The 19704-nt window shown below is 57.1% G+C and carries 22 protein-coding genes and 1 pseudogene; 16 read left to right on the forward strand and 7 right to left on the reverse strand.

Annotated features, from left to right (window positions below):
• Window positions 1–81: 81 nt before the first annotated feature.
• Complete coding sequence (locus KBY02_RS21365; RefSeq protein ID WP_024643094.1) at window positions 82–543, forward strand: hypothetical protein; 462 nt, start codon at window positions 82–84, stop codon at window positions 541–543.
• Between the two features lie 126 nt (window positions 544–669).
• Here the strand turns inward: KBY02_RS21365 and yacG are convergent, their stop codons facing one another.
• From yacG to pilB, 5 genes are read right to left on the reverse strand one after another with little or no spacing between them, the layout of a single operon-like run.
• Window positions 670–879, reverse strand: coding sequence for a DNA gyrase inhibitor YacG (gene yacG / locus KBY02_RS21370; protein ID WP_002552020.1), 210 nt, complete (start codon window positions 877–879; stop codon window positions 670–672).
• Window positions 876–1499: a dephospho-CoA kinase gene (coaE, locus tag KBY02_RS21375; protein ID WP_004415092.1), complete on the reverse strand. Its 624-nt coding sequence runs from the start codon at window positions 1497–1499 to the stop codon at window positions 876–878. The genes yacG and coaE overlap by 4 nt, the downstream gene beginning before the upstream one ends.
• Window positions 1496–2368, reverse strand: a complete 873-nt coding sequence (locus tag KBY02_RS21380) for a prepilin peptidase (RefSeq protein WP_116893612.1) — start codon at window positions 2366–2368, stop codon at window positions 1496–1498. The genes coaE and KBY02_RS21380 overlap by 4 nt, the downstream gene beginning before the upstream one ends.
• Before the next feature lies 1 nt (window position 2369).
• Window positions 2370–3587: a type II secretion system F family protein gene (locus KBY02_RS21385; protein ID WP_032654583.1), complete on the reverse strand. Its 1218-nt coding sequence runs from the start codon at window positions 3585–3587 to the stop codon at window positions 2370–2372.
• A 2-nt stretch (window positions 3588–3589) separates the two neighbouring features.
• A complete protein-coding gene (gene pilB / locus KBY02_RS21390; protein WP_003406565.1) occupies window positions 3590–5284 on the reverse strand; it encodes a type IV-A pilus assembly ATPase PilB in 1695 nt (564 codons plus the stop codon).
• 223 nt (window positions 5285–5507) lie between these two features.
• Between pilB and KBY02_RS21395 the strand changes: the two genes are divergently transcribed.
• Window positions 5508–5936 (forward strand): pilin, encoded by a 429-nt coding sequence (locus tag KBY02_RS21395; RefSeq protein ID WP_003406568.1) that lies wholly within the window; start codon window positions 5508–5510, stop codon window positions 5934–5936.
• A 300-nt stretch (window positions 5937–6236) separates the two neighbouring features.
• On the opposite strand, the pseudogene KBY02_RS26280 reads toward KBY02_RS21395, so the two are convergent.
• Window positions 6237–6344: pseudogene (locus tag KBY02_RS26280) on the reverse strand (transcriptional regulator); the annotation flags it as partial.
• Window positions 6345–6509: 165 nt separating this feature from the next.
• Here KBY02_RS26280 and KBY02_RS21400 point away from each other — a divergent pair.
• Window positions 6510–6926 (forward strand): glutathione binding-like protein, encoded by a 417-nt coding sequence (locus tag KBY02_RS21400; protein WP_225650732.1) that lies wholly within the window; start codon window positions 6510–6512, stop codon window positions 6924–6926.
• Window positions 6927–7022: 96 nt separating this feature from the next.
• On the opposite strand, the gene KBY02_RS21405 is transcribed toward KBY02_RS21400, so the two are convergent.
• Window positions 7023–7568, reverse strand: a complete 546-nt coding sequence (locus tag KBY02_RS21405; protein WP_003317774.1) for a DUF1523 family protein — start codon at window positions 7566–7568, stop codon at window positions 7023–7025.
• A gap of 119 nt (window positions 7569–7687) precedes the next feature.
• On the opposite strand from KBY02_RS21405, the gene KBY02_RS21410 reads away from it, so the two are divergent.
• The 13 genes from KBY02_RS21410 to KBY02_RS21470 all read left to right on the forward strand — a co-directional run bounded on the left by KBY02_RS21410 (window position 7688) and on the right by KBY02_RS21470 (window position 19238).
• Window positions 7688–8686, forward strand: a complete 999-nt coding sequence (locus tag KBY02_RS21410) for an ATP-grasp domain-containing protein (RefSeq protein ID WP_054092015.1) — start codon at window positions 7688–7690, stop codon at window positions 8684–8686.
• Window positions 8687–8740: 54 nt separating this feature from the next.
• Window positions 8741–9880 carry a trypsin-like peptidase domain-containing protein gene (locus KBY02_RS21415; protein WP_032654580.1) on the forward strand — a complete coding sequence of 380 codons (1140 nt, stop codon included), beginning with the start codon at window positions 8741–8743 and terminating at the stop codon, window positions 9878–9880.
• Window positions 9881–9946: 66 nt separating this feature from the next.
• Window positions 9947–11080 (forward strand): phosphoribosyltransferase domain-containing protein, encoded by a 1134-nt coding sequence (locus KBY02_RS21420; protein WP_054092014.1) that lies wholly within the window; start codon window positions 9947–9949, stop codon window positions 11078–11080.
• Entirely contained in the window at window positions 11073–11831 is a 759-nt protein-coding gene (locus KBY02_RS21425) for a hypothetical protein (RefSeq protein WP_003406582.1), read from the forward strand. The genes KBY02_RS21420 and KBY02_RS21425 overlap by 8 nt, the downstream gene beginning before the upstream one ends.
• On the forward strand, window positions 11824–12918 hold the full coding sequence (locus tag KBY02_RS21430) for a cysteine protease StiP family protein (protein WP_116893607.1): 1095 nt from the start codon (window positions 11824–11826) through the stop codon (window positions 12916–12918). The genes KBY02_RS21425 and KBY02_RS21430 overlap by 8 nt, the downstream gene beginning before the upstream one ends.
• Entirely contained in the window at window positions 12918–13868 is a 951-nt protein-coding gene (locus KBY02_RS21435; RefSeq protein ID WP_003406586.1) for an HpcH/HpaI aldolase/citrate lyase family protein, read from the forward strand. The genes KBY02_RS21430 and KBY02_RS21435 overlap by 1 nt, the downstream gene beginning before the upstream one ends.
• Complete coding sequence (locus tag KBY02_RS21440) at window positions 13869–14615, forward strand: HAD family hydrolase (protein ID WP_225650733.1); 747 nt, start codon at window positions 13869–13871, stop codon at window positions 14613–14615.
• A gap of 46 nt (window positions 14616–14661) precedes the next feature.
• On the forward strand, window positions 14662–15255 hold the full coding sequence (locus KBY02_RS21445; RefSeq protein WP_003406588.1) for a TerD family protein: 594 nt from the start codon (window positions 14662–14664) through the stop codon (window positions 15253–15255).
• Entirely contained in the window at window positions 15252–16457 is a 1206-nt protein-coding gene (locus KBY02_RS21450; protein ID WP_225650734.1) for a TerD family protein, read from the forward strand. The genes KBY02_RS21445 and KBY02_RS21450 overlap by 4 nt, the downstream gene beginning before the upstream one ends.
• A gap of 51 nt (window positions 16458–16508) precedes the next feature.
• Window positions 16509–16958 carry a tellurite resistance TerB family protein gene (locus tag KBY02_RS21455; protein WP_003371299.1) on the forward strand — a complete coding sequence of 150 codons (450 nt, stop codon included), beginning with the start codon at window positions 16509–16511 and terminating at the stop codon, window positions 16956–16958.
• A gap of 26 nt (window positions 16959–16984) precedes the next feature.
• The gene (locus KBY02_RS21460; RefSeq protein ID WP_024643081.1) at window positions 16985–18019 is read left to right on the forward strand and encodes a TerC/Alx family metal homeostasis membrane protein; all 1035 of its coding nucleotides are present in this window, start codon (window positions 16985–16987) and stop codon (window positions 18017–18019) included.
• A gap of 27 nt (window positions 18020–18046) precedes the next feature.
• A complete protein-coding gene (locus KBY02_RS21465) occupies window positions 18047–18622 on the forward strand; it encodes a TerD family protein (protein WP_032654565.1) in 576 nt (191 codons plus the stop codon).
• Between the two features lie 37 nt (window positions 18623–18659).
• The gene (locus KBY02_RS21470; RefSeq protein ID WP_003317757.1) at window positions 18660–19238 is read left to right on the forward strand and encodes a TerD family protein; all 579 of its coding nucleotides are present in this window, start codon (window positions 18660–18662) and stop codon (window positions 19236–19238) included.
• Window positions 19239–19704: the final 466 nt, after the last annotated feature.

The following is a 19704-nucleotide window of genomic DNA, read 5'->3' on the forward strand; positions in this document are numbered from 1 at the left end:
GCAGGGGTGTAGACTGGCAATTCATTTTTTGATCGCGTGCGATAAATGTCCGCAGGCGCTGCTTTTATCGAGGATCGACCTGTGAAGCTCCTGCCCATCCTGCTGCTGGCCTTGCTGCCCCTCACCGCCAATGCGCTGCAAGTCGGCGAGCGCCTGTCCTCCTGGACACTGCTCGATCAATACGATCAACCCTACACCCTGAACAACCAGACGCAAACCCTGCTGGTCGCACGCAGCATGGACGCCGCCAAGTTGGTGAATGCCGCCCTTCAGGACAAGCCAAAAGGCTTTCTGGAATCACGCCACACGGTGTTTGTCGCTGACATCCAGAAAATGCCAACCATCATCGCCAACATGTTCGCCATCCCCAAAATGCGTGACTACAGCTATCGCGTGATGCTTGATCGAGACGCGCGCATCGTGCCGCAGTACGCAGGCGATGACGATAAGGTGCTGTGGTTACAGTTGCGCGACGGGCAGTTGGTCAGTCAGCAGCAGTTTGGCAGTGCTGATGCGTTGAGGGCTGCGTTGGACCGTAAATGATCGCGGGACATCAGCGTCGTGGGAGCGAGCTTGCTCGCGAAAGGGCCATCACAGACGTCCTGAGATGCGGCTGAAAGATAGCCCTAGTAGTTGCGTGTAAGCGAGTTGCTTCGCATCGACTTGTTATCAATGCCCCCTGTGCGGAGCCTCCAGATCACCCGAGAACAACTCATCCTCAGCATCCGGACTCACCGGAATCGCATGCTCTTCAGAAGCCCAGGCCCCCAGGTCGATCAGTTTGCAGCGCTCGGAGCAGAACGGGCGGCTCGGACTGGCTGCGCTCCATTCCACCGGGGCGTCGCAGGTTGGGCATTGAACGGTCATTGGTTGGCTCATGATTGGCCTCCACGCAAAGTAAGGTAAAAGTGGTGCAGCCGCTCGACTTCGCTGCTGAGCCAGGCGTGATCGCGGTCGTTGACCAGCACATCATTGGCATGACGCAGGCGGTCTTCACGCTGGATCTGCACCTTGAGAATGGCTTCGACCTGCTCCTGGCTGGAGCTGTCGCGCAGCATGGTGCGTTCTATCTGCAGGTGCGCCGGAGCATCGATCACCAGCAGCCGCTGAACCATGCGGTATTGCCCGGACTCGACCAGCAATGGCGAGACCAGAATGGCATACGGCGATTTGGCCTTGGCCAGATGGCTGACGATTTCCTGATTGATCAGCGGATGCAGTAGCGCTTCCAGCCAGCGTCGCTGCTCGGGGTTTTCGAAGATCAGCTTGCGCAGCGCGCCACGGTCCAGCTCCCCGCTGGTCTGCAACACGCCTTTACCGAAGTGCGCCGCTATCTGCTCCAGCGCCGGGCGCCCGGGCTCGACTACCCAGCGGGCGGCATGATCGGCATCCACAGTGTCGACGCCAAGGTCGCTAAAGCACTTCGCCGCAGCGCTTTTACCGCTACCGATGCCGCCAGTCAGGCCAAGAATCCAGGGTTTTTCATCAGGGTGAGTCATCTGAAACCGGCAAACTGCATGTAAGAGTCGGTTATTTGACCACCCCAGAGCAAAGCGATCCACCCCGCAATGGCCAGATAAGGACCAAAGGGGATCGGCGTACCGCTTTCGACCCTGCGCACACGCATCATGATCACCCCGAGCACCGCGCCCACCAGCGACGATAACAGGATGGTCAACGGCAAAACCTGCCAGCCGCCCCACGCGCCCAGCATGGCCAGCAACTTGAAGTCGCCATAACCCATGCCTTCCTTGCCGGTCACCAGCTTGAACAGCCAGAACACCGACCACAGCGCCAGATAGCCGGCCACCGCTCCCCACAGCGCATCGTTCAGCGAGGTAAACAGCCCGAAGGCGTTGACGATCAGGCCCAGCCACAGCAGTGGCAGCACCAGAGAATCAGGTAACAGCTGGTGATCAGCATCGATCAGACTCATCGCCAGCAGCCCCCAGCCCAATACCAGCATCGCCGCCGCCTGCCAGCCAAAACCGAAATGCCAAGCCACATAGGCCGACAACACTGCGCAGGTCAGCTCGACCAGCGGGTAGCGTTTGCTGATCGGCGCTTTGCACTGCGAGCATTTACCACGCAGCAGCAGATAGCTGATCACCGGCAGGTTCTCCCAAGGGCGGATTTTGTGTGCGCAATGCGGGCAGCTGGAGCGGGGGCGGTTCAGGTTGAAGACGGGCTGATCGGGTTCGGCGGGCAGGCCGAGCAGTTCACGGGATTGGGCTTTCCAGTCGTGCTCCATCATTATTGGCAGGCGGTAGACGACCACGTTGAGGAAGCTTCCGATGATCAGGCCGAGGATGCAGCAGGTGGTGACGAAGGCCAGGGGGGAGCTGGCCAGGAGGTCGAGGAGGGACATATTAGACGACATCCCCGAGTTTGAATATTGGCAAGTACATCGCAATTACTAGACCGCCAACTACTACCCCAAGGACGGCCATGATCATGGGCTCCATTAGGCTGGTCAGGCTATCAACCATATTGTCGACTTCATCCTCATAGTAAGTCGCGACCTTGTCCAACATGTTGTCCAGAGCACCGGACTCCTCTCCGATCGCAGTCATCTGAATTGCCAAGCTCGGGAAAACTCCGGTTGATCGCATTGAGAAGTTGAGTTGCATGCCTGTGGATACATCTTGCTTGACTTTGTTAACTGCATTTCTGAAAACTACATTGCCGGTTGCTCCTGCAACAGAGTCGAGAGCCTCTACTAGAGGAACCCCAGCCGCAAAAGTAGTTGCAAGAGTACGAGCATATCGCGCCACTGAGGATTTGAAAATCAGCGGTCCAATGACGGGTATTTTAAGTAAAAAACGATCTAGGCTATCGCGAAATTTTTGTGATCGCTTATACGCGCGCTTGAATATGAAGACGCTAGCGAAAAACAGGCCTACAATCGCCAGCCACCACTTCTGAACTACTTCTGAAAGTCCTATGACCATCAAAGTGAATGTAGGTAGCTCGGCGCCGAATCCTGCGAATACTGACTGAAACTGCGGGACTACTTTGATTAATAGAATGCCAGATACGATGACCGCCACGATTAACACAGCGGCAGGGTAGGTCATTGCTTTCTTTATTTTTGCTTTGAGCTTCTCTGTTTTTTCTTTGTAGCTCGCTACTCGATCCAGCAAACTCTCCAGAGCTCCTGCTTGCTCGCCGGCATCCACGAGATTGCAAAAAAGATCATCGAAATACTCAGGCTTCTGCCGTAAAGCCATTGCAAAGCTGTTGCCTGCTGATACCTCCTGTTTGAGTGAACTCACCAGCGCCCGCATATTTGGATTTTCTGCACCCTCACCGATGATGTCGAACGATTGTAATAAGGGAACTCCTGCTTTCATCATCGTTGCCATCTGTCGAGCGAAAAAAGCGATATCCAGCGGCTTGATCTTCTTACCCTTGCCAAAGATCGAAACTGTTTTTTTACGTACCTTGGTTGGGTTGATGCCTTGTTTGCGCAGTTGCGCTTTTACAAGTGCTAGGTTGTGGCCACTCAATTCCCCACTGGTTTTAGCGCCTTTCTTGTCGACACCTTCCCACGTGTAAACGATGACTTTGATTGCCTTGCTGGCCATGTTTAATCCTTGGTCACGCGGTTGACTTCTTCCAAGCTGGTGATGCCCTGCATTGCTTTTGACAAACCTGAAGTGCGCAGGTCATTGAAGCCATCCTTGCGCATTTGCCTGGAAATCTCCAGTGAGTTTCCCTCTTCCATGATGATACGCTCAAGCTCCGATGTTTTTTTGACTACTTCGTAAATACCTACCCTTCCCCTGTAGCCACCATTGCAGTGCTCGCAACCTACAGGGCCATATACCTTGAACTTGCCAATTTCCGCCTCTGGGAAGCCTTCCTTAATCAGTGTCTCACGAGGAATATCGAGCTCTTTCTTGCAATGGCTACATAACTTTCTTGCAAGTCGTTGCGCAATAATGAGGTTGATCGCTGTTGCAATATTGAATGCTGCAACGCCCATGTGATGCAGGCGGGTCAGGGTTTCTGCAGCGCTATTGGTGTGCAATGTCGACAGCACCATGTGGCCGGTTTGCGAAGCCTTGATGGCAATTTCGGCAGTTTCCAGGTCCCGGATCTCGCCAACCATTATTACGTCGGGATCTTGACGCAGAAATGCGCGCAATGCCTGAGAAAAATCCAATCCTTGACGCGGGTTGACGTTGACTTGATTGATACCTTCCAAGTTGATTTCGACCGGGTCCTCAGCTGTGGAAATATTGATGTCAACCGTATTGAGGATATTCAGGCCAGTATACAGGGACACTGTCTTGCCGGAGCCTGTCGGGCCGGTCACAAGAATCATACCTTGCGGCTGCCTCAGCGCCTCCAGATAAAGTGCCTTTTGTTCTGGCTCGTAGCCCAGAGCATCAATGCCCATCTGAGCGCTGGTCGGGTCGAGGATCCGCATCACGATCTTCTCGCCCCACAGCGTAGGCAAAGTGTTCATACGAAAATCGATGGCTTTTGTTTTGGACACACGTAACTTGACGCGTCCGTCCTGCGGTTTGCGCCTTTCCGAGATATCGAGGCTTGCCATTACTTTCAAGCGCGCTGCAATACGGTTTGCCAAATGAATTGGTGGTCTGGCAACTTCATGCAAGATGCCATCGGTACGCAACCGCACTCGGAAGATCTTTTCGTAAGGTTCAAAATGCAGGTCGGACGATCCTAGTCGGATAGCGTCCATCAACATTTTGTTGACGAAGCGCACCACCGGCGCATCGTCTGCGTCATTCTGCGTAGAGAGGGACGTTTCCTTGCCATCAGCCGGTTCGATATCCAGACCCAGATCCACGTCTTCCAGGTTGCCCAGACCGCTATCACTGTCAAAGAACCGATCTATCGCGGTAGTCAGCTTGTCATCTTCGACCAGAATCGCTTCGGTGTTCAGACCTGTGCTGAACTGAATATCAGTCACCGCCTGATGATTCGTAGGGTCCGAAATCCCTATAAACAGTTTATTGCCGCGTCGCCACAGCGGCAGCGCATGATGCTGTCGAACCAGCTTTTCACTGACCAGCCCTTTAGGCTGGCTTTCCCTGTCCAGACTGGCCAGATCCATAAACGGCACGCCAAACTGCTCGGAAGCCATCTCCGCCAGCGTTAGACTTTTGACCAGCTTGCTCTGAACCAGATAGCTCACCAACGAAACCTTGTCGCGACGCGCATGCTGATAAGCCTGCTGCGCAACAGTTTCGGTAAGCAGCTCGGCGAGGACCAGTTGCTTGGCCAAGCCAGTGAGGACAGCATCAGTCATAAAACCACCAGAAACAGACAATGGGTGGGTTATAGCGCAGTCGGGCGGTGCTGCCAAATAGCAGTGTGTGATGTGACGAAAATTGTCAGTTTCTGCGGATTACGGGACGCCCGTACGCCACGGGCGACGGTTTTCCAAATGATAGGCAACGTAGTGCACATTGGCATGCCCTGTGCTTAAGGTGGATCAAGGCACTAAAAAATGACGCCTCGGAGAAGTAACTATGAAGACACAAAAAGGTTTTACGTTGATTGAGTTAATGATCGTAGTCGCGATCATTGGGATTTTGGCTGCGGTTGCACTGCCGGCGTATCAGAATTACACAAGAAAAGCAGCTTACACAGAGGTAGTGTTGGCTATGGATGCAGTTAAGTCTGCCGTATCTGTTTGCTATGCGCAGACGACTGACCTGACTGCATGCGATACTGCAGCTAAATTGGGCATTACTCTTCCGACCGCTACCCCAGGTGCTTTGGCTAGCGTTGGCGTTACAGCTACAACAGCGGTTATCACAGGTACTCCTAATGCTTACAAGGGCATTGCGACTACTGATACCTGCGTATTGACTCCTACCCGCCTGACCGGTAATACCGATGTTCTGACTTGGCAGTACAGCGGTGCTTGTTTGACTCAGGGCTATGTGAAAAACTGATTTTAGTACTCAGTTTATCGTGCCTCCTTAGTGCTCTAGCGCCTGAGGAGGCCGATATAGGTTAGATGGTTAGCGCTGTATGATATTTGCTCTAATATTGCACGAGCGCCCCGGCTTATCGCATTGAGCAAGAGAAAGTTCGACCGATAGTGGGCGAACTTTTCCTTTTGCTATCTTTAGAGTGGGGTGTTAAAATTAAGGGCTAAGTCCTTTGCTCGTGACTAGCGAGAGATAGTCCTGAAGTCTCACATCATTCACCAATTCTTTCTTCCGCTCCAGCCTAGGTGATACCCAATCTCCTCAGTCTCGGGGCAGCAAAGCCAAACCTAATGGCGAAAGCTTATACTCAGCTGAGGACTGAACAGTCGCCAGCACAGTTCGAACAATCACACCTTTCCCCTCATGTTCGCTTGCTGCCCACATCGTGTTGCATGAAGCTGGCGTCGCTCATGAGTTGGTCAATGTCATTTGCGTCAGCACGCGCTTGAATCTGGCGTTGCCTACACCACCCCCAAAGATGCGATCTTTGCGTTCGGGTTAGATTACGGCGGTGTTCTAACCAAAGGCGCTGCCGTGCTGCAATATCTAGGTGACCACTTCGTACCGGCGCTGGTGCCAGCCAACGGCACGCTGGAGCGTGCACGGCTGCAGGAGATACTCAATTATCTGGCTGCTGAATATCACAAGGCCTGGACACCGCTTTTCTATCTGGCGAAGGGGGCTGATGCCACTGACGCTCAGCGTCCGGTCATCGCCAGACAAACCTACTTGAATGGCCTGCTCGCGGATGGCCGTGATTACCTGCTGGGTAACGATTTCAGCGTTGCTGACACCTACCTGTTCGCGGTAACACGCTGGTCTGTCAATTTTGGCATTTCGCTGGAAGCGCAACCTGCTTTGCAAGCGTTCATGGCCCGAGTCGAAGCACGTCCATCCGTCAAAGCTGTACTGAAAGCGGAAGGTTTGCCCGAACTGTTCAACAAGGCCTGAGTCACTTAGGCCAAAGTCCAGATTCAATCTGTTGAAACGAAAACGCCCCGACAGATTGACTCTGCCTGAGCATGTTCAGGTGATCACTGCTGAAAGTTACCTAACCACCCCATCAACCCGCGCCCGCCCTTTAAACCTCCTCCTCACCCCAACCACAACCATCACTACCAGCAACCCCACCACCACAAAAAAGATCGTGTTAAAAATCGGAAATGGCTGATCACGACTCGTCACTGCCTCAACCTCTGTCACGTTGGGAAACATCGACAGGATGGTTATCCTCCAGCCGTAGTAACGGATCAAAGCCAGTTGCTGGGAGTCACGCGAGTAGCCCTGGGCTTTGGCCTGGATGTCGGCGGAGTCGAATTTGAAGTACCACGGGAAGCTCCAGCCGGTGTCTTCGTTGCGGTAGACCACGACTTTCTTGCTGTCCGGGTCTTCGGTGTTGATGAAGTACACGTCGCGGGTCGGGCCGTCTGCCGGGTTTTCGGCGTTGATGACGCCGTCGGCGTCCATTCTTTTGACTTCCACGCCGGTGATCATCACGACATCATGGCGCGGCAGGACGTAGTAGAGGCTTAATGCGCCGATCCCCAGTGCAACGAATACCACAAGCCAAATCGACCTTCTCAGCCACTTCATACCAGCGTCCTCTGTTAAAAATTGCGTGACTTTGCCCTAATCCGAACATTTCGAAGCAAAACAGTTATTACAAAATTCGACAAGGCCGTTGCTGACGGCGTTGTCTCCCGGAGATTGACATGATTTGGTTCCTTGAAGGGCAATCCAGCCAGCGTGAAGTGATCATAGGCGCGCGCGATGCGCTGCCTGCGTCGGTGCAGATCATCGCTTCGCATCGCCAGCAGCGTTCCGAAATCACCGGGCAGGCCGATGTGGCGCTGCAAGAGCCGGTCGATAACGACGAGCGTATAGACTGGGTGCTGCACACCGCTCGCTCGCTGGGCGTCAAGATTATTGTCGCCGGGCGGATAGGCAGCTTTTACGAAGCGCAGCGTGCGCGTTTTGTCGCTGAAGGGTTGGACCTCGTTACCGGCGGAACGTCCCGGCAGACCTTCATGGACGTCGATGACAAGAGTCGTTTCACGGCGGCGGCCGAGGCGGCGGGGCTGGCGTGTATTCCGGGGATTGCCGTCAGCAACGCCGAGGAGTTGCAGGCGGCTTACGATGCGTTGGCGGTGTCTGGCGAGGTGTGCATCAAGCCGGTGGTCGGGATTTACGGGCGCGGTTTTTGGCGCTTCAAGACCGACGTTGACGATTTTCGTTGTTTCGCCAACCCCGATGCGCGTGAAACGACCTTTCAGGCGTACCTTAATGCTTATCGTCAGGCTGATGACGTACCTGCGATGCTGCTCATGCCGTATATGCCGGGCAGTGAGTGTTCGGTGGACATGGTCTGCGAGCACGGCGAGGCGGTCGCATTCGTCGGGCGGCGCAAGGTGGGGCTCAATCAGACTTTCGAGCGTGACAGCGAAGCTGTACAGCTCGCGGTACGTGCGGCGGAGCATTTTGCCTGCGACGGGCTGATCAATGTGCAGACCCGCGACGACGCGGATGGCAAGCCGCGCTTGCTGGAGATCAACCCGCGTTATTCAGGTGGCATTGGCTACACCCGTGAAACCGGCATCAACCTGCCGGGTATTTTCGCGGCCCGGCGTCTCGGCTTGAAAGAACCGGAAACACATTGGCTGGAAGATATCCGCGTCAAGGCCATCACGGTCGCTGTACGGGCCTCGGTTTGATCATGATAATAGATTTTTGCTATCACTAATCGCTCTTATCAGGGAGGATCGGGCATGAAGCTTCTTGCGCCAGGTGCAAACACTGCTTTAGCTAACGCCCTCTGCACCTGGAACCTGGAGAGCGGTAAGTCTTCGGTTTTTGGTGAGTACGCAGCGGTCGCCTTGTTGGCGGTCAACGACAAGCGCCAGCCGATGGGCGATCCAGCGTTGCTGCATCAGGAACAAGGCTGGATGGAGTGGAGCGGCGGCCCTCAGGATGTTGGCTGCACGCTCCGGCTGGACAGGTTGCCGACGGGCAGTGATCGCGTGCTGCTGATGGTCTATGTCTATGCGGCCATGGGGCCGATCCGTGATATCGGCAGCCTGCACCTCAAAGTGGATAGCGACATCGAGCACCGCCTGGACCTGCGCGATAACGGCGAAGCGGCGATCATCATCGGCGAGTTTTACCAGCGCAATGAGCAATGGAAATTCCGCGCGCTGAGCGAAGGCTCGGCGTATGGACTGTCGGCATTCGGGCGCAACATCGGACTGGACGTGGATGATCGCCATCCTCGTAGTCCGTCTGGCGGATCCTCGGGTGGTCCTCGGCATGAGTCGGCGACCGGCACGGCGTTCGTGGTCGGCCCGGCGCACGTCATGACCTGTGCGCATGTCATCGAAGACATGGGCGTGTTCTACATCACTTCACTGGAGGGCCGTTACAAGGCCGAGCCAGTGGTCATCGACCGTCGCAACGACATCGCGCTGCTGCGCGTGCAGGGTGCGCCGCCGTTGTCTCCGGTTACATTCCGGGACGGGCAGGGCTGTGAGCCGGGTGATACCGTAGCGGTTTTGGGCTATCCACTGGCGTCCATTTCAGGTGGCGGGTTGCAGGTGACTCAGGGCGGTATCTCCGGTCTGTTCGGCCTGCACAACGATGCCAGCCTGTTTCAGTTCACGGCACCGATACAGCCGGGGTCCAGTGGCAGCCCGTTATTCGACAACGGGGGCGCGGTGATTGGCATGGTGACCTCAACCGTACCGGACGGGCAAAACATGAACTTCGCCGTGAAGTCCGCACTGTTGCTGGCCTTCCTGCAGGCGTGCCGCATCGACGCTGCGCATGCCCGCCCGGAAAGGTCGTACACCACCACAGAAATCTCGCGCACCGCTCAGTCGTCGTTATGGCTCGTTGAAGCCTCTCGCCAATGAAGCCGGTGTTGCCTGCCTGATCCGCAGGCGTCAGGGGCTGCGGCCCCGTTAATCAGGAATTTATCGATGGACAGCAGCGCAGCTTTTTCCAACCCTACAAAGCTTCGTGCTGATCTGCTTCGTGGTCGCCTCCATGTCAGCATCGATTCGTCGACCATCGCTCCGGATTCACTGTTCGGCTTCGCCGAGCGGCGCAACCCCAAGCGCGCGTTTCTCTTCGTGTCCCGAGTATTGGGACGCCACATCCCTGCGCGCCCGAGCGTGATGCTGAAGAGTTTTCAGGACCTGGCGCACAAGGTCCCCGCAGACCTGCCCGGCCCGGTGCTGGTCATCGGCATGGCCGAAACGGCCGTGGGCCTCGGCGCCGGCGTACACCGTGCCTACAGCGCAACGCGGGCGGATGCCCTGTACATGGTCAGTACGCGCCATCCGACCGGTAGCGCACTGTTCGCCCGCTTTGAAGAAGAGCACAGCCATGCCAGCGCGCACCTGATCCACCTGCCCGTTGATCCGGCGTTACGCGAGATGATGCTCGGCGCGCGTTCGCTGGTGCTGGTCGATGATGAGGCGTCGACGGGCAAGACCTTCATCAATCTGCATCAGGCGCTGGTCGATGCCGGGTTGAGCAAGCTCGAGCGGGTGGTGACCTGCGTGCTCACCGACTGGTCGGCGGGCGCGGTCAGTACCTCGATGGGCGCAGTGGCAGAGCAGGTCTCGCTGCTGCAAGGCTCGTACTCCTTTGATGAAGACGCAAGCGCGCCGCTGCCGGAGATGCCGGAAGTCGGCACCGTTGCCATGGGTGACTGGCCGCTGGTCACGGCCAACGACTGGGGGCGCATGGGCGTGCTCTCGGTTGCCGATACGCTGGCACCCGGTATTACCGTCAAAAAGGGCGAACGCATTCTGGTGGTCGGCACCAGTGAATTCGTCTGGCGTCCGTTCCTGCTCGCCGAGCGTCTGGAGAAAGCTGGCGCCGACGTGCATTTCAGTTCCACCAGCCGTTCACCGATTGCACTCGGTCACGCCATCGACCATGCGCTGTCGTTCTCAGACAATTATGGCCTGGGCATCCCCAACTTCCTCTACAACGTGCGGCCGGGTCAGTTCGACCGGGTGCTGATCTGTACCGAAACCCCAAGGCAGGCCGTGCCTGCCGAGCTGATCGAAGCACTGAACGCCGAGGTCATCTGCGATGAGTAACGACCGCCCGCTGATCTTCGTCGATCTGGACGACACGCTTTTCCAGACTGCCCGCAAAACGCCGACTGACATTGAAAAACACGTTGCGACGCTGGACATCACTGGCAATGCCAACGGCTACATGACCAACGTGCAGAAGTCGTTCGCGCACTGGCTGCTGGCGCATTCCGAAGTGGTGCCGGTGACGGCGCGCAGTGTCGAGGCTTACAGCCGGGTCAAACTGCCGTTCACCTCAGGCGCGATCTGCTCCCATGGTGGCGTGATGCTTGATGTCATGGGGCGGCTGGATCATGACTGGAACGAGCAGATGAAACGGACCCTGGCCAGCTACCAGTCACGCCTGCATGAGCTGTCGGCGACGACACTGGCGATCGGTCAGGAGCTGGGGGTTTCACTGCGCGGCTGGGTGGTCGAAGAGGCGCAGCTGTTCCATTACGTGGTGACCAAGCACAACGAGAGCGATGACCGCATCCTCGGCAAAGTGCTGGCCGAAGTGCAGGCGCGGGGCTTGCTCGACGGCATGCATATCCACGGCAACGGCAACAATCTGGCCTTCCTGCCCGAGGGGCTGGCCAAGCGTTACGCAGTCCAGGAGTGGCTGCGGCGCGACAAGGCGATCAATGGCGAACGCCCGGTGCTTGGTTTTGGCGACAGCATCACCGATCTGGGTTTCATGGACGAGTGCCACTGGTGGGCGACACCTGCCCGCAGTCAGCTGGCGAAAATGTTTGTCGGAGCAGCGCATGAGTGATCCCGTTCACGGGTTTGATACGGTCGGCAGCGGCAGTTACCTGCACGATGATGTGCATTTCCTGTTGCGCGGCGTGGCGCTGCAGACCACCAGCGTCGAGGAGAAGGAGCGCCTGATTCAGACGCGACAGAAGCACTATTCGGAAATGATCAGCGAAGAGTCGGCCCCCAGCGCTGCCCATAAGGCGCTCTATGAGCGGGCGCTCGAGCAGAACGGCGCGCGCATGGCCGACGATGTACAGGCCCTGGCCCAGGCGCTCGCCCGCGAGTGCGCAGGTGCTAAAATCATTCTGGTGTCGTTCGTGCGCGCCGGTCTGCCGCTGGGTGTGCTGTTGCGGCGGGCGCTGATCGATCTGGGTCGCGAAGCGCACCACTACGGCATCAGTATCGTCCGTGATCGCGGCATTGATACGGTGGCGCTTGAAGCCATCATTCAGGCCCACGGTGCGCAGAACATCGTGTTCGTCGACGGCTGGACCGGCAAGGGCGCGATATCGGGTGAGATCCGTCGCAGTCTGGCGGGCGATACGCGCTTTCCGGATCAACCTCGGCTGGTGGTGCTGGCCGATCCGTGCGGCAGCGCCTGGCTGGCAGCGTCGGCAGAAGACTGGGTGATTCCGTCCGGCATTCTCGGTGCCACGGTGTCGGGTCTGGTGTCGCGCTCTATCTGGCCGACGGACGGCGGGCTGCACGGTTGCGTGGTGTACGAGCAGTTGCTGGACCACGACGTCACGCAGTCTTTTATTGAACAGATCGACAGCCAGCGTCGTCAAAACAGTTCTACGCTCACACTGACACCCTGGACGCTGCCTCAGCGAACCGAACTCAAGGCCGCCGCATCACAGGTGGTCGACCGTCTGGCCGAGCGCTTCAGGATCAATAACTTCAATCGCATCAAGCCGGGCATTGCCGAAGCCACCAGAGCGGTCATGCGCCGCGTGCCGGATCATGTACTGGTGCGCAACCTGGCTGACAGCGACGTGCAATTGCTGTTGCACCTGACCGAAAAAGCGGGGATTCCCGTCGAAGAAGTGGGCGATCTCCTGGGGCCCTATCGGGCCGTGACCATCATTCGGAGTCTGAGCTAATGGCCTTATTCTCGCCTTATGCGCTGGGGGCAACGCTGTACATGCCCGCGACCCGGGACGATATCGTCGATGTGGTGTTCGGTGAAAAGATTCCCGAGCTGCGTTCGCTGGTCGTCTGTCTGGAAGACGCCGTGGCACTGACCGATGTCGACACGGCACTGATCAATCTTCGTCAGGTACTCACCCGTATCCGCGATCGTGGCGGTCGTCCGGCCAACGGTCCGCTGCTGTTCGTGCGTCCCAGAGACGCGGCGATGGCGCGAATTCTCAACGACTGGCCGCTGATGGCGCACGTCGACGGTTTCGTTGTTCCCAAGCTCTCGCTGAAAAGTCTGACGAGCTGGGAGCAGGCCGTCACCAACCCGGCGCTGGCGTTGATGCCTACACTGGAAACTCCGGAGGTGTTCAATCCGGCAGCAATGGTCGAGCTGGGGGAAGCCTTGAAGGCCAGCCTGTACGAGCGGATCATTGCGCTGCGCATCGGAGGCAATGACCTGATGGGCTGTCTGGGGCTGCGCCGCAATCCGGCCATGACCCTGTATTCGACGCCAATGGGGTATGTCATCCCCATGCTGGCAGGCGTCATGGGGGCGCAGGGCTTTGCGCTCACCGCACCGGTCTTCGAGCAACTGGCCACTCCGGACATTCTGCAGCATGAGCTGGCGCTGGATATTACCAATGGATTGGTCGGCAAAACGGCAATTCACCCCTCGCAGGTCAATATCATTCAGAATGCGCTACGCGTCAGTCTGGAGGACATGAACTCCGCCCGGATGATTTTGAACTCTGTGGCGCCCGCAGTGTTCAAGTACAACGATGCGATGTGTGAACCGGCTACCCACTATAAATGGGCAACCCACATCATGGAGCGCGCCAAATGGCATGGAGTGTTATCCGCACCCGCTTCGATCATGGATGCCAGCATTCGACTCGCTGAGGCAGTTAGCTAGATGATAGAACCTGACCTTCAAAACGCAGGACCCGATCTTGAGCCTGTAGGGCCCGACCTTGAAATCGAAGTGGAACAGCGCCTGCTGGCGGTCTTCGATTTCGACGGGACCATTACCCGCCACGACAGCTTTGTCCCGTTTCTCAAATTCGCTTTCGGGCAACGTGCCTTTTCGGTGCGCATGGCGCGGCTGGTGCTGCCCAGCATCGGCTACCTGGCCAAGCGCCTGACCCGTGATGAACTCAAGGGCCGTCTGATCAAGGCTTTTCTGAGCGGTGTTGAAGTGCAATGGCTGCAACAAAAGGCCGAAGCTTTCTGCCAATCGCACTGGAAGCGCCTGATGCGCCCCGCAGCGCTGGAGTCCATCGCCGCTGAAATCGAGAAGGGCGCCATTGTCACGCTTTGTTCAGCATCGCCTGCTATGGTCCTGAAACCCTTCGCTGATCGTCTGAAAGTAGAGCTGATCGGTACCAACCTGGAAGTGATCGACGGCAGGTTGACCGGTTTGATCGAAGGCAGCAACTGCCGTTGCGACTCGAAAGTTGCACGCCTGGAGAGTGTCTACGGGCCACTGACCCAGTTCCGGGTTCGCGCCTGGGGCGACACCCGGGGTGACCACGAATTGCTCGCCGCTGCTCAGGATGCGCACTGGCGTTTGTTCCATCCGACGTGGCGTCGAGGCCGCTATAAAGGCCCCGTTAACGCCAAGTTACACAATCCTGATGGCAAAGACGGGCCAACACGGTAAGGCTGTAACACTTTTATCCGAAATCCAACGTCACATGGAGCGAAAAATGGCACTCACTTTGGCAAAGAACCAGACGATCTCACTCGAGAAAACTGCTGGTACAGGCCTCAAGAAAGTCAGCATGGGACTTGGATGGGACCCTGAAAAAGCCAGCGGTTTCTTCGGAAAATTGCTCGGTGGTGGCGGTGGCGACATCGACCTTGATGCCTCGTGCATCATGCTTGACGCCGCCAAAGGGCGCCTCGATCTGGTCTGGTTTCGCCAGCTGCAATCGCTTGACGGTGCCATTCAGCATTCGGGTGACAACCGGACCGGCGAAGGCGCGGGCGACGATGAAACCATCAGCGTCGATCTGGAAAAACTGCCTGCCAACGTCAAATACCTGGTGTTCACCGTCAATTCGTTCACCGGTCAGAATTTCGAAAAAGTCGCCAATGCCTACTGCCGTATTGTCGATCTGGGCAGCCGTAATGAACTGGGCCGCTTTGATCTGTCCGAAAAAGGCCAGCACACCGGCGTTGTGATGTCCTACCTGACGCGCACGCCATCGGGCTGGGATTTCACCGCAGTCGGCCAGGTCACCAACGGTCGCACTGCTGATGATCTGGTCGAGCTGGCGATCGGGGCTATACGCGTATGACCCAACTTGTCCCGGGCGCCAACGCGCCGGTCGCTGCCGGTCCGCTGACGGTGGAAATTATTTACGCTCCGCTCGCGGACGCGGATATCGACGTGTCTGCGTTCCTGCTGACCAGTTCCGGCAAGGTCCGTGGCGATCAGGACATGTGTTTCTACGGCCAGAAAAGCGTGAACGGCGGTGCGCTGCAGCAGACGGAAGCCTCAGTCGGACGCGCGGTATTCAGTCTTGACCCGAGCCGTCTGGATTCGGTCATCGAGAAGGTTGCCCTGACGGCGACCATCTATGAGAACAAGGCCAGTTTCGGCAGCGTGTCACGCCTGGCATTGAGCATCACCGGCGGTATCGAAGCCGATATCCCGACCAGCGGCATGAAAGAAACCGCGCTGATTCTGGGCGAGTTCTACCTGCGTCAGGGGACATGGAAATTCCGTTGCGTGGCCCAGGGTTTTGCCGGCGGCCTTGAGCCGTTGGCGAAAAACTTCGGTGTTGAAGTCGCTGCGCCGCAGGATCAGCCTGCACCTGCACCTGCACCTGCACCTGCACCTGCACCTGCACCTGCACCTGTTCCCGCGCCTGCACCGAAGTCGACCGTCAGTCTGAGCAAGATCACGCTCGACAAGACCCGTGCGTCGATCAGCCTGGAAAAATCCAGTGCCGGTTTCGGTGAGATTCGGGTCAACCTGAACTGGAACCGTCGTAACGACAGCATGGGCGGCGGCTTCTTCTCTATGAAGAAGAGTAATGCCATCGACCTTGATGTAGGCTGCCTCTTCGAAATGCAGGACGGTCTCAAAGGCGCTGTTCAGGCGCTGGGCAACTCGTTCGGTTCGCTCAACACCGAGCCTTTCATCAAGTTGATGGGCGATGACCGTACCGGCTCGATCAGCGACGGTGAGTGGCTGCATATCAATGGCGCGCACTGGAGCAAGATCCGTCGCATTCTGGTCTACGCGTTCATCTATGAAGGTGCGCCGAACTGGAAGGAAACCGACGGGGTGGTCACCATTCACGCGCCGGGCCAGCCGCCCATCGAGGTTCGCCTCAATGAAGAGGGCGGTCGTCAGGGCATGTGTGCCATTGCCCTGCTGGAAAATGACAACGGTGCGGTCAAGGTGACGCGTCGCGTGGATTTCCACAACGGCCACAGCAACATGGATAAAGCCTACGGCTGGGGCATGCGCTGGGCTGCCGGTTCCAAGTAAACAATACCGTGGTATTTCTGGGCTGGCTGTGCCGCCTCATGGGAGATAGACATGCTGGACTGGTTGAAAACAAACGCAACAGCTGCTCGCGACAAGCTGGCTTCGGAAGTCTCGAAGTTCAAGAATCGCGAATTCATGGAGGCTGTGGTTTCCGGCTGTGCTCTGGTATCGGCCGCAGACGGTGATATCAGCTCCAGTGAAAAGCAGAAAATGGCCGGCTTCATTCAGAACTCTCAGGAACTGAAAGTTTTCGACATGAAGGACGTCATCCAGGGCTTCCAGGAAGCCTGCTCCAAGTTCGAGTTCGATTTTGAAATTGGTCGCGCCGAGGCCTTGAAAACCATCGGCAAGATCAAAAAGAAAGAAGATGCTGCCCGTTTGCTGGTGCGCGTCTGCTGTGCTATCGGTGGCGCCGATGGCAGCTTCGACGAGAAAGAGCGGGAAGTCTGCCGCACGATCTGTCGAGAGCTTGGCCTCAACCCGTCCGATTTCGACCTGTAATTTTTTACCCTAAGGAACGCAGTTAAATGGAAAGCACCTCTCTAGGCTTCCCTCCACTCACGATGGCGGTTTTCGTCGGTCTGGCCGTTACGGCCATGGCTATCGACATGTTTTCCCACCGGGGAAACAAGCCAATCACCCTCGCGCAAGCCTCGGCGTGGTCGATTTTCTGGGTCGCCATTTCGCTGGCGTTTGCCGGTTTCCTGTATGTCCAGCACGGCTCTGAAGTCGCCACGCTGTTCGTCACCGGTTATGCGCTGGAAAAAGTGTTGAGCGTCGACAACCTGTTCGTGTTCATGGCCTTGTTCTCCTGGTTCAAGATTCCGGATGGCCTGCGCCACCGCGTTCTGTACTGGGGCATCATCGGCGCCATCGTCTTCCGCGGCATCTTCGTCGCCATCGGTACCGGCCTTCTGGCGCTGGGTCCATGGGTAGAAGTGGTGTTTGCGGTCATCGTTGCCTGGACAGCCATCATGATGCTCAGAGCAGGCGATGACGACGACGAAGAAGTCGACTACTCGCAACACATGGCTTATCGCTTCGCCAAGAAGCTGTTCCCGGTGTGGCCAAAACTGCACGGTAGCAACTTCTTCGTCAGCCGCTCGGTTCTGGAGCAGGAAGTCAAAAAGCCTGAAAACGCCGGTATCACGCTGGCCGCCAAAGGCGCTTTGTTCGCGACCCCGCTGTTCCTGTGTCTGGTTGTGGCGGAAATCTCCGACGTGCTGTTCGCGTTCGACTCCGTGCCTGCAATCATCGCCGTAAGCCGCGAGCCGCTGATCGTATTCTCGGCCATGCTCTTCGCGATTCTTGGTCTGCGTACCTTGTATTTCGTACTTGAAGCCCTCAAACGTTACCTGGTGCATCTGGAGAAAGCGGTTATCGCCTTGCTGTTCTTCATCGCCGTCAAATTGGGCCTGAACGCAACCAACCACCTGTTCCATCACGGTTACGAGATCAGCGCCAACACCAGCCTGCTGGTTGTGGTCGTCGTGTTGATCATCGGTATCGTTGCAAGCCTGCTCTTCCCGGGCAAAGACGAATCCGCGGAAGAAAAAGCGTAAACACTGGATAAAGGAGATAAACGAATCATGGCTTTGACTCTGCAAAAAGGTGGCAACCTTTCGCTGTCGAAAACCGACCCTACCCTGACCAACGTATTGATCGGTCTGGGCTGGGATCCGCGAGCCACTGACGGACAGGATTTCGACCTGGACGCCAGCGCATTCCTGTTGGACGCCAATGGCAAGGTCCGCAGTGAAGCTGACTTCATTTTCTACAACCAGCTCAAGAGCGCCGACGGTTCTGTCGAGCACACCGGTGACAACCGTACCGGCGCTGGCGATGGCGATGACGAAGTCCTCAAGGTCGACCTGGCCCGTGTCCCTGCCGATGTGGAGAAAGTTGTTTTCGTCGTGACCATTCACGATGCAGACAGCCGCAAGCAGAACTTCGGTCAAGTGGGTGGCTCGTTCATTCGCGTATTGAATGAGCAGTCAGGTTCTGAAGTCGTTCGCTACGACCTGGCAGAAGACGCTTCCACTGAAACCGCGATGATTTTCGCCGAACTGTACCGCAACAACGGCGAGTGGAAGTTCCGCGCGGTGGGTAGCGGTTTTGCCGGTGGACTGAAAGCCGTAGCCAACTCTTTCGGCATGAATTTCTGATTCACGCCCAACCACTTTTCTGGAAAGGATCAAGAACATGGCAGTAAGTCTGAGTAAAGGCGGCAACGTTTCCCTGTCCAAAGAGGCTCCGGGCCTGACAGAAATCACCGTAGGCCTGGGCTGGGATCCGCGTGTTACCGATGGCACCGAGTTCGACCTGGATGCGTCGATCTTCATCGTTGGCGAAAATGGCAAAGTGCTGGACGACAACAGCTTCATTTTCTACAACAACAAGAAGTCGGCTGATGGTTCGGTCGAGCACCTGGGCGATAACCGTTCAGGCGCTGGCGAAGGCGATGACGAGTCGGTAACGGTCAAACTCACTGGCCTGGCAGCCGCAGTGAAGAAGCTGGTTTTCGCGGTCACCATCCACTCCGCCGAAGAGCGCAAGCAAAGCTTTGGCCAGGTTTCCAACGCTTACATCCGCGTTGTGAACAAGGCTGACGGCAAGGAAATCGCTCGCTACGACCTGTCGGAAGATGCATCGACCGAAACCGCGATGATCTTCGGCGAGCTGTATCGCAATGGCGAAGAGTTCAAGTTCAAAGCCATTGGCCAGGGCTTTGCCGGCGGTCTGAAGCCGTTGGCAGAAGCTCACGGCGTGGCAATCGGCTAAACCCGAGCAGCGCCCAACAAAAACCCCCGCCAGCGATGGCGGGGGTTTTTTATTGGGTGTTAGAGCGTCTCGTTCCTCAAGCTCCAGCGTGGGAGTTCAGTTCCCGACGCTCTGCGTCGCCAGAGGACGCGGAGCGTCCGGAACGGCATGCGACGCAGAGCGCCGCACGATAGTGAGATGATCGTTCCTCACGCTCCAGCGTGGGAATGCAGTTCACGACGCTCTGCGTCGTCAAGAGGACGCGGAGCGTCCAGAACGGCATGCGACGCAGAGCGCCGCACGATAGTGAGATGATCGTTCCGCACGCTCCAGCGTGGGAGTACAGTTCCCGACGCTCTGCGTCGCCAAGAGGACGCGTAGCGTCCGGAACGGCATGCGCCGCAGAGCGCCGCACGATAGTGAGATGATCGTTCCGCACGCTCCAGCGTGGGAATGCAGTTCACGACGCTCTGCGTCGCCAAGAGGA

The sequence above is a fragment of the Pseudomonas sp. P129 genome (assembly GCF_020312195.1).
GTDB classification, from domain to species: domain Bacteria; phylum Pseudomonadota; class Gammaproteobacteria; order Pseudomonadales; family Pseudomonadaceae; genus Aquipseudomonas; species Aquipseudomonas fragariae.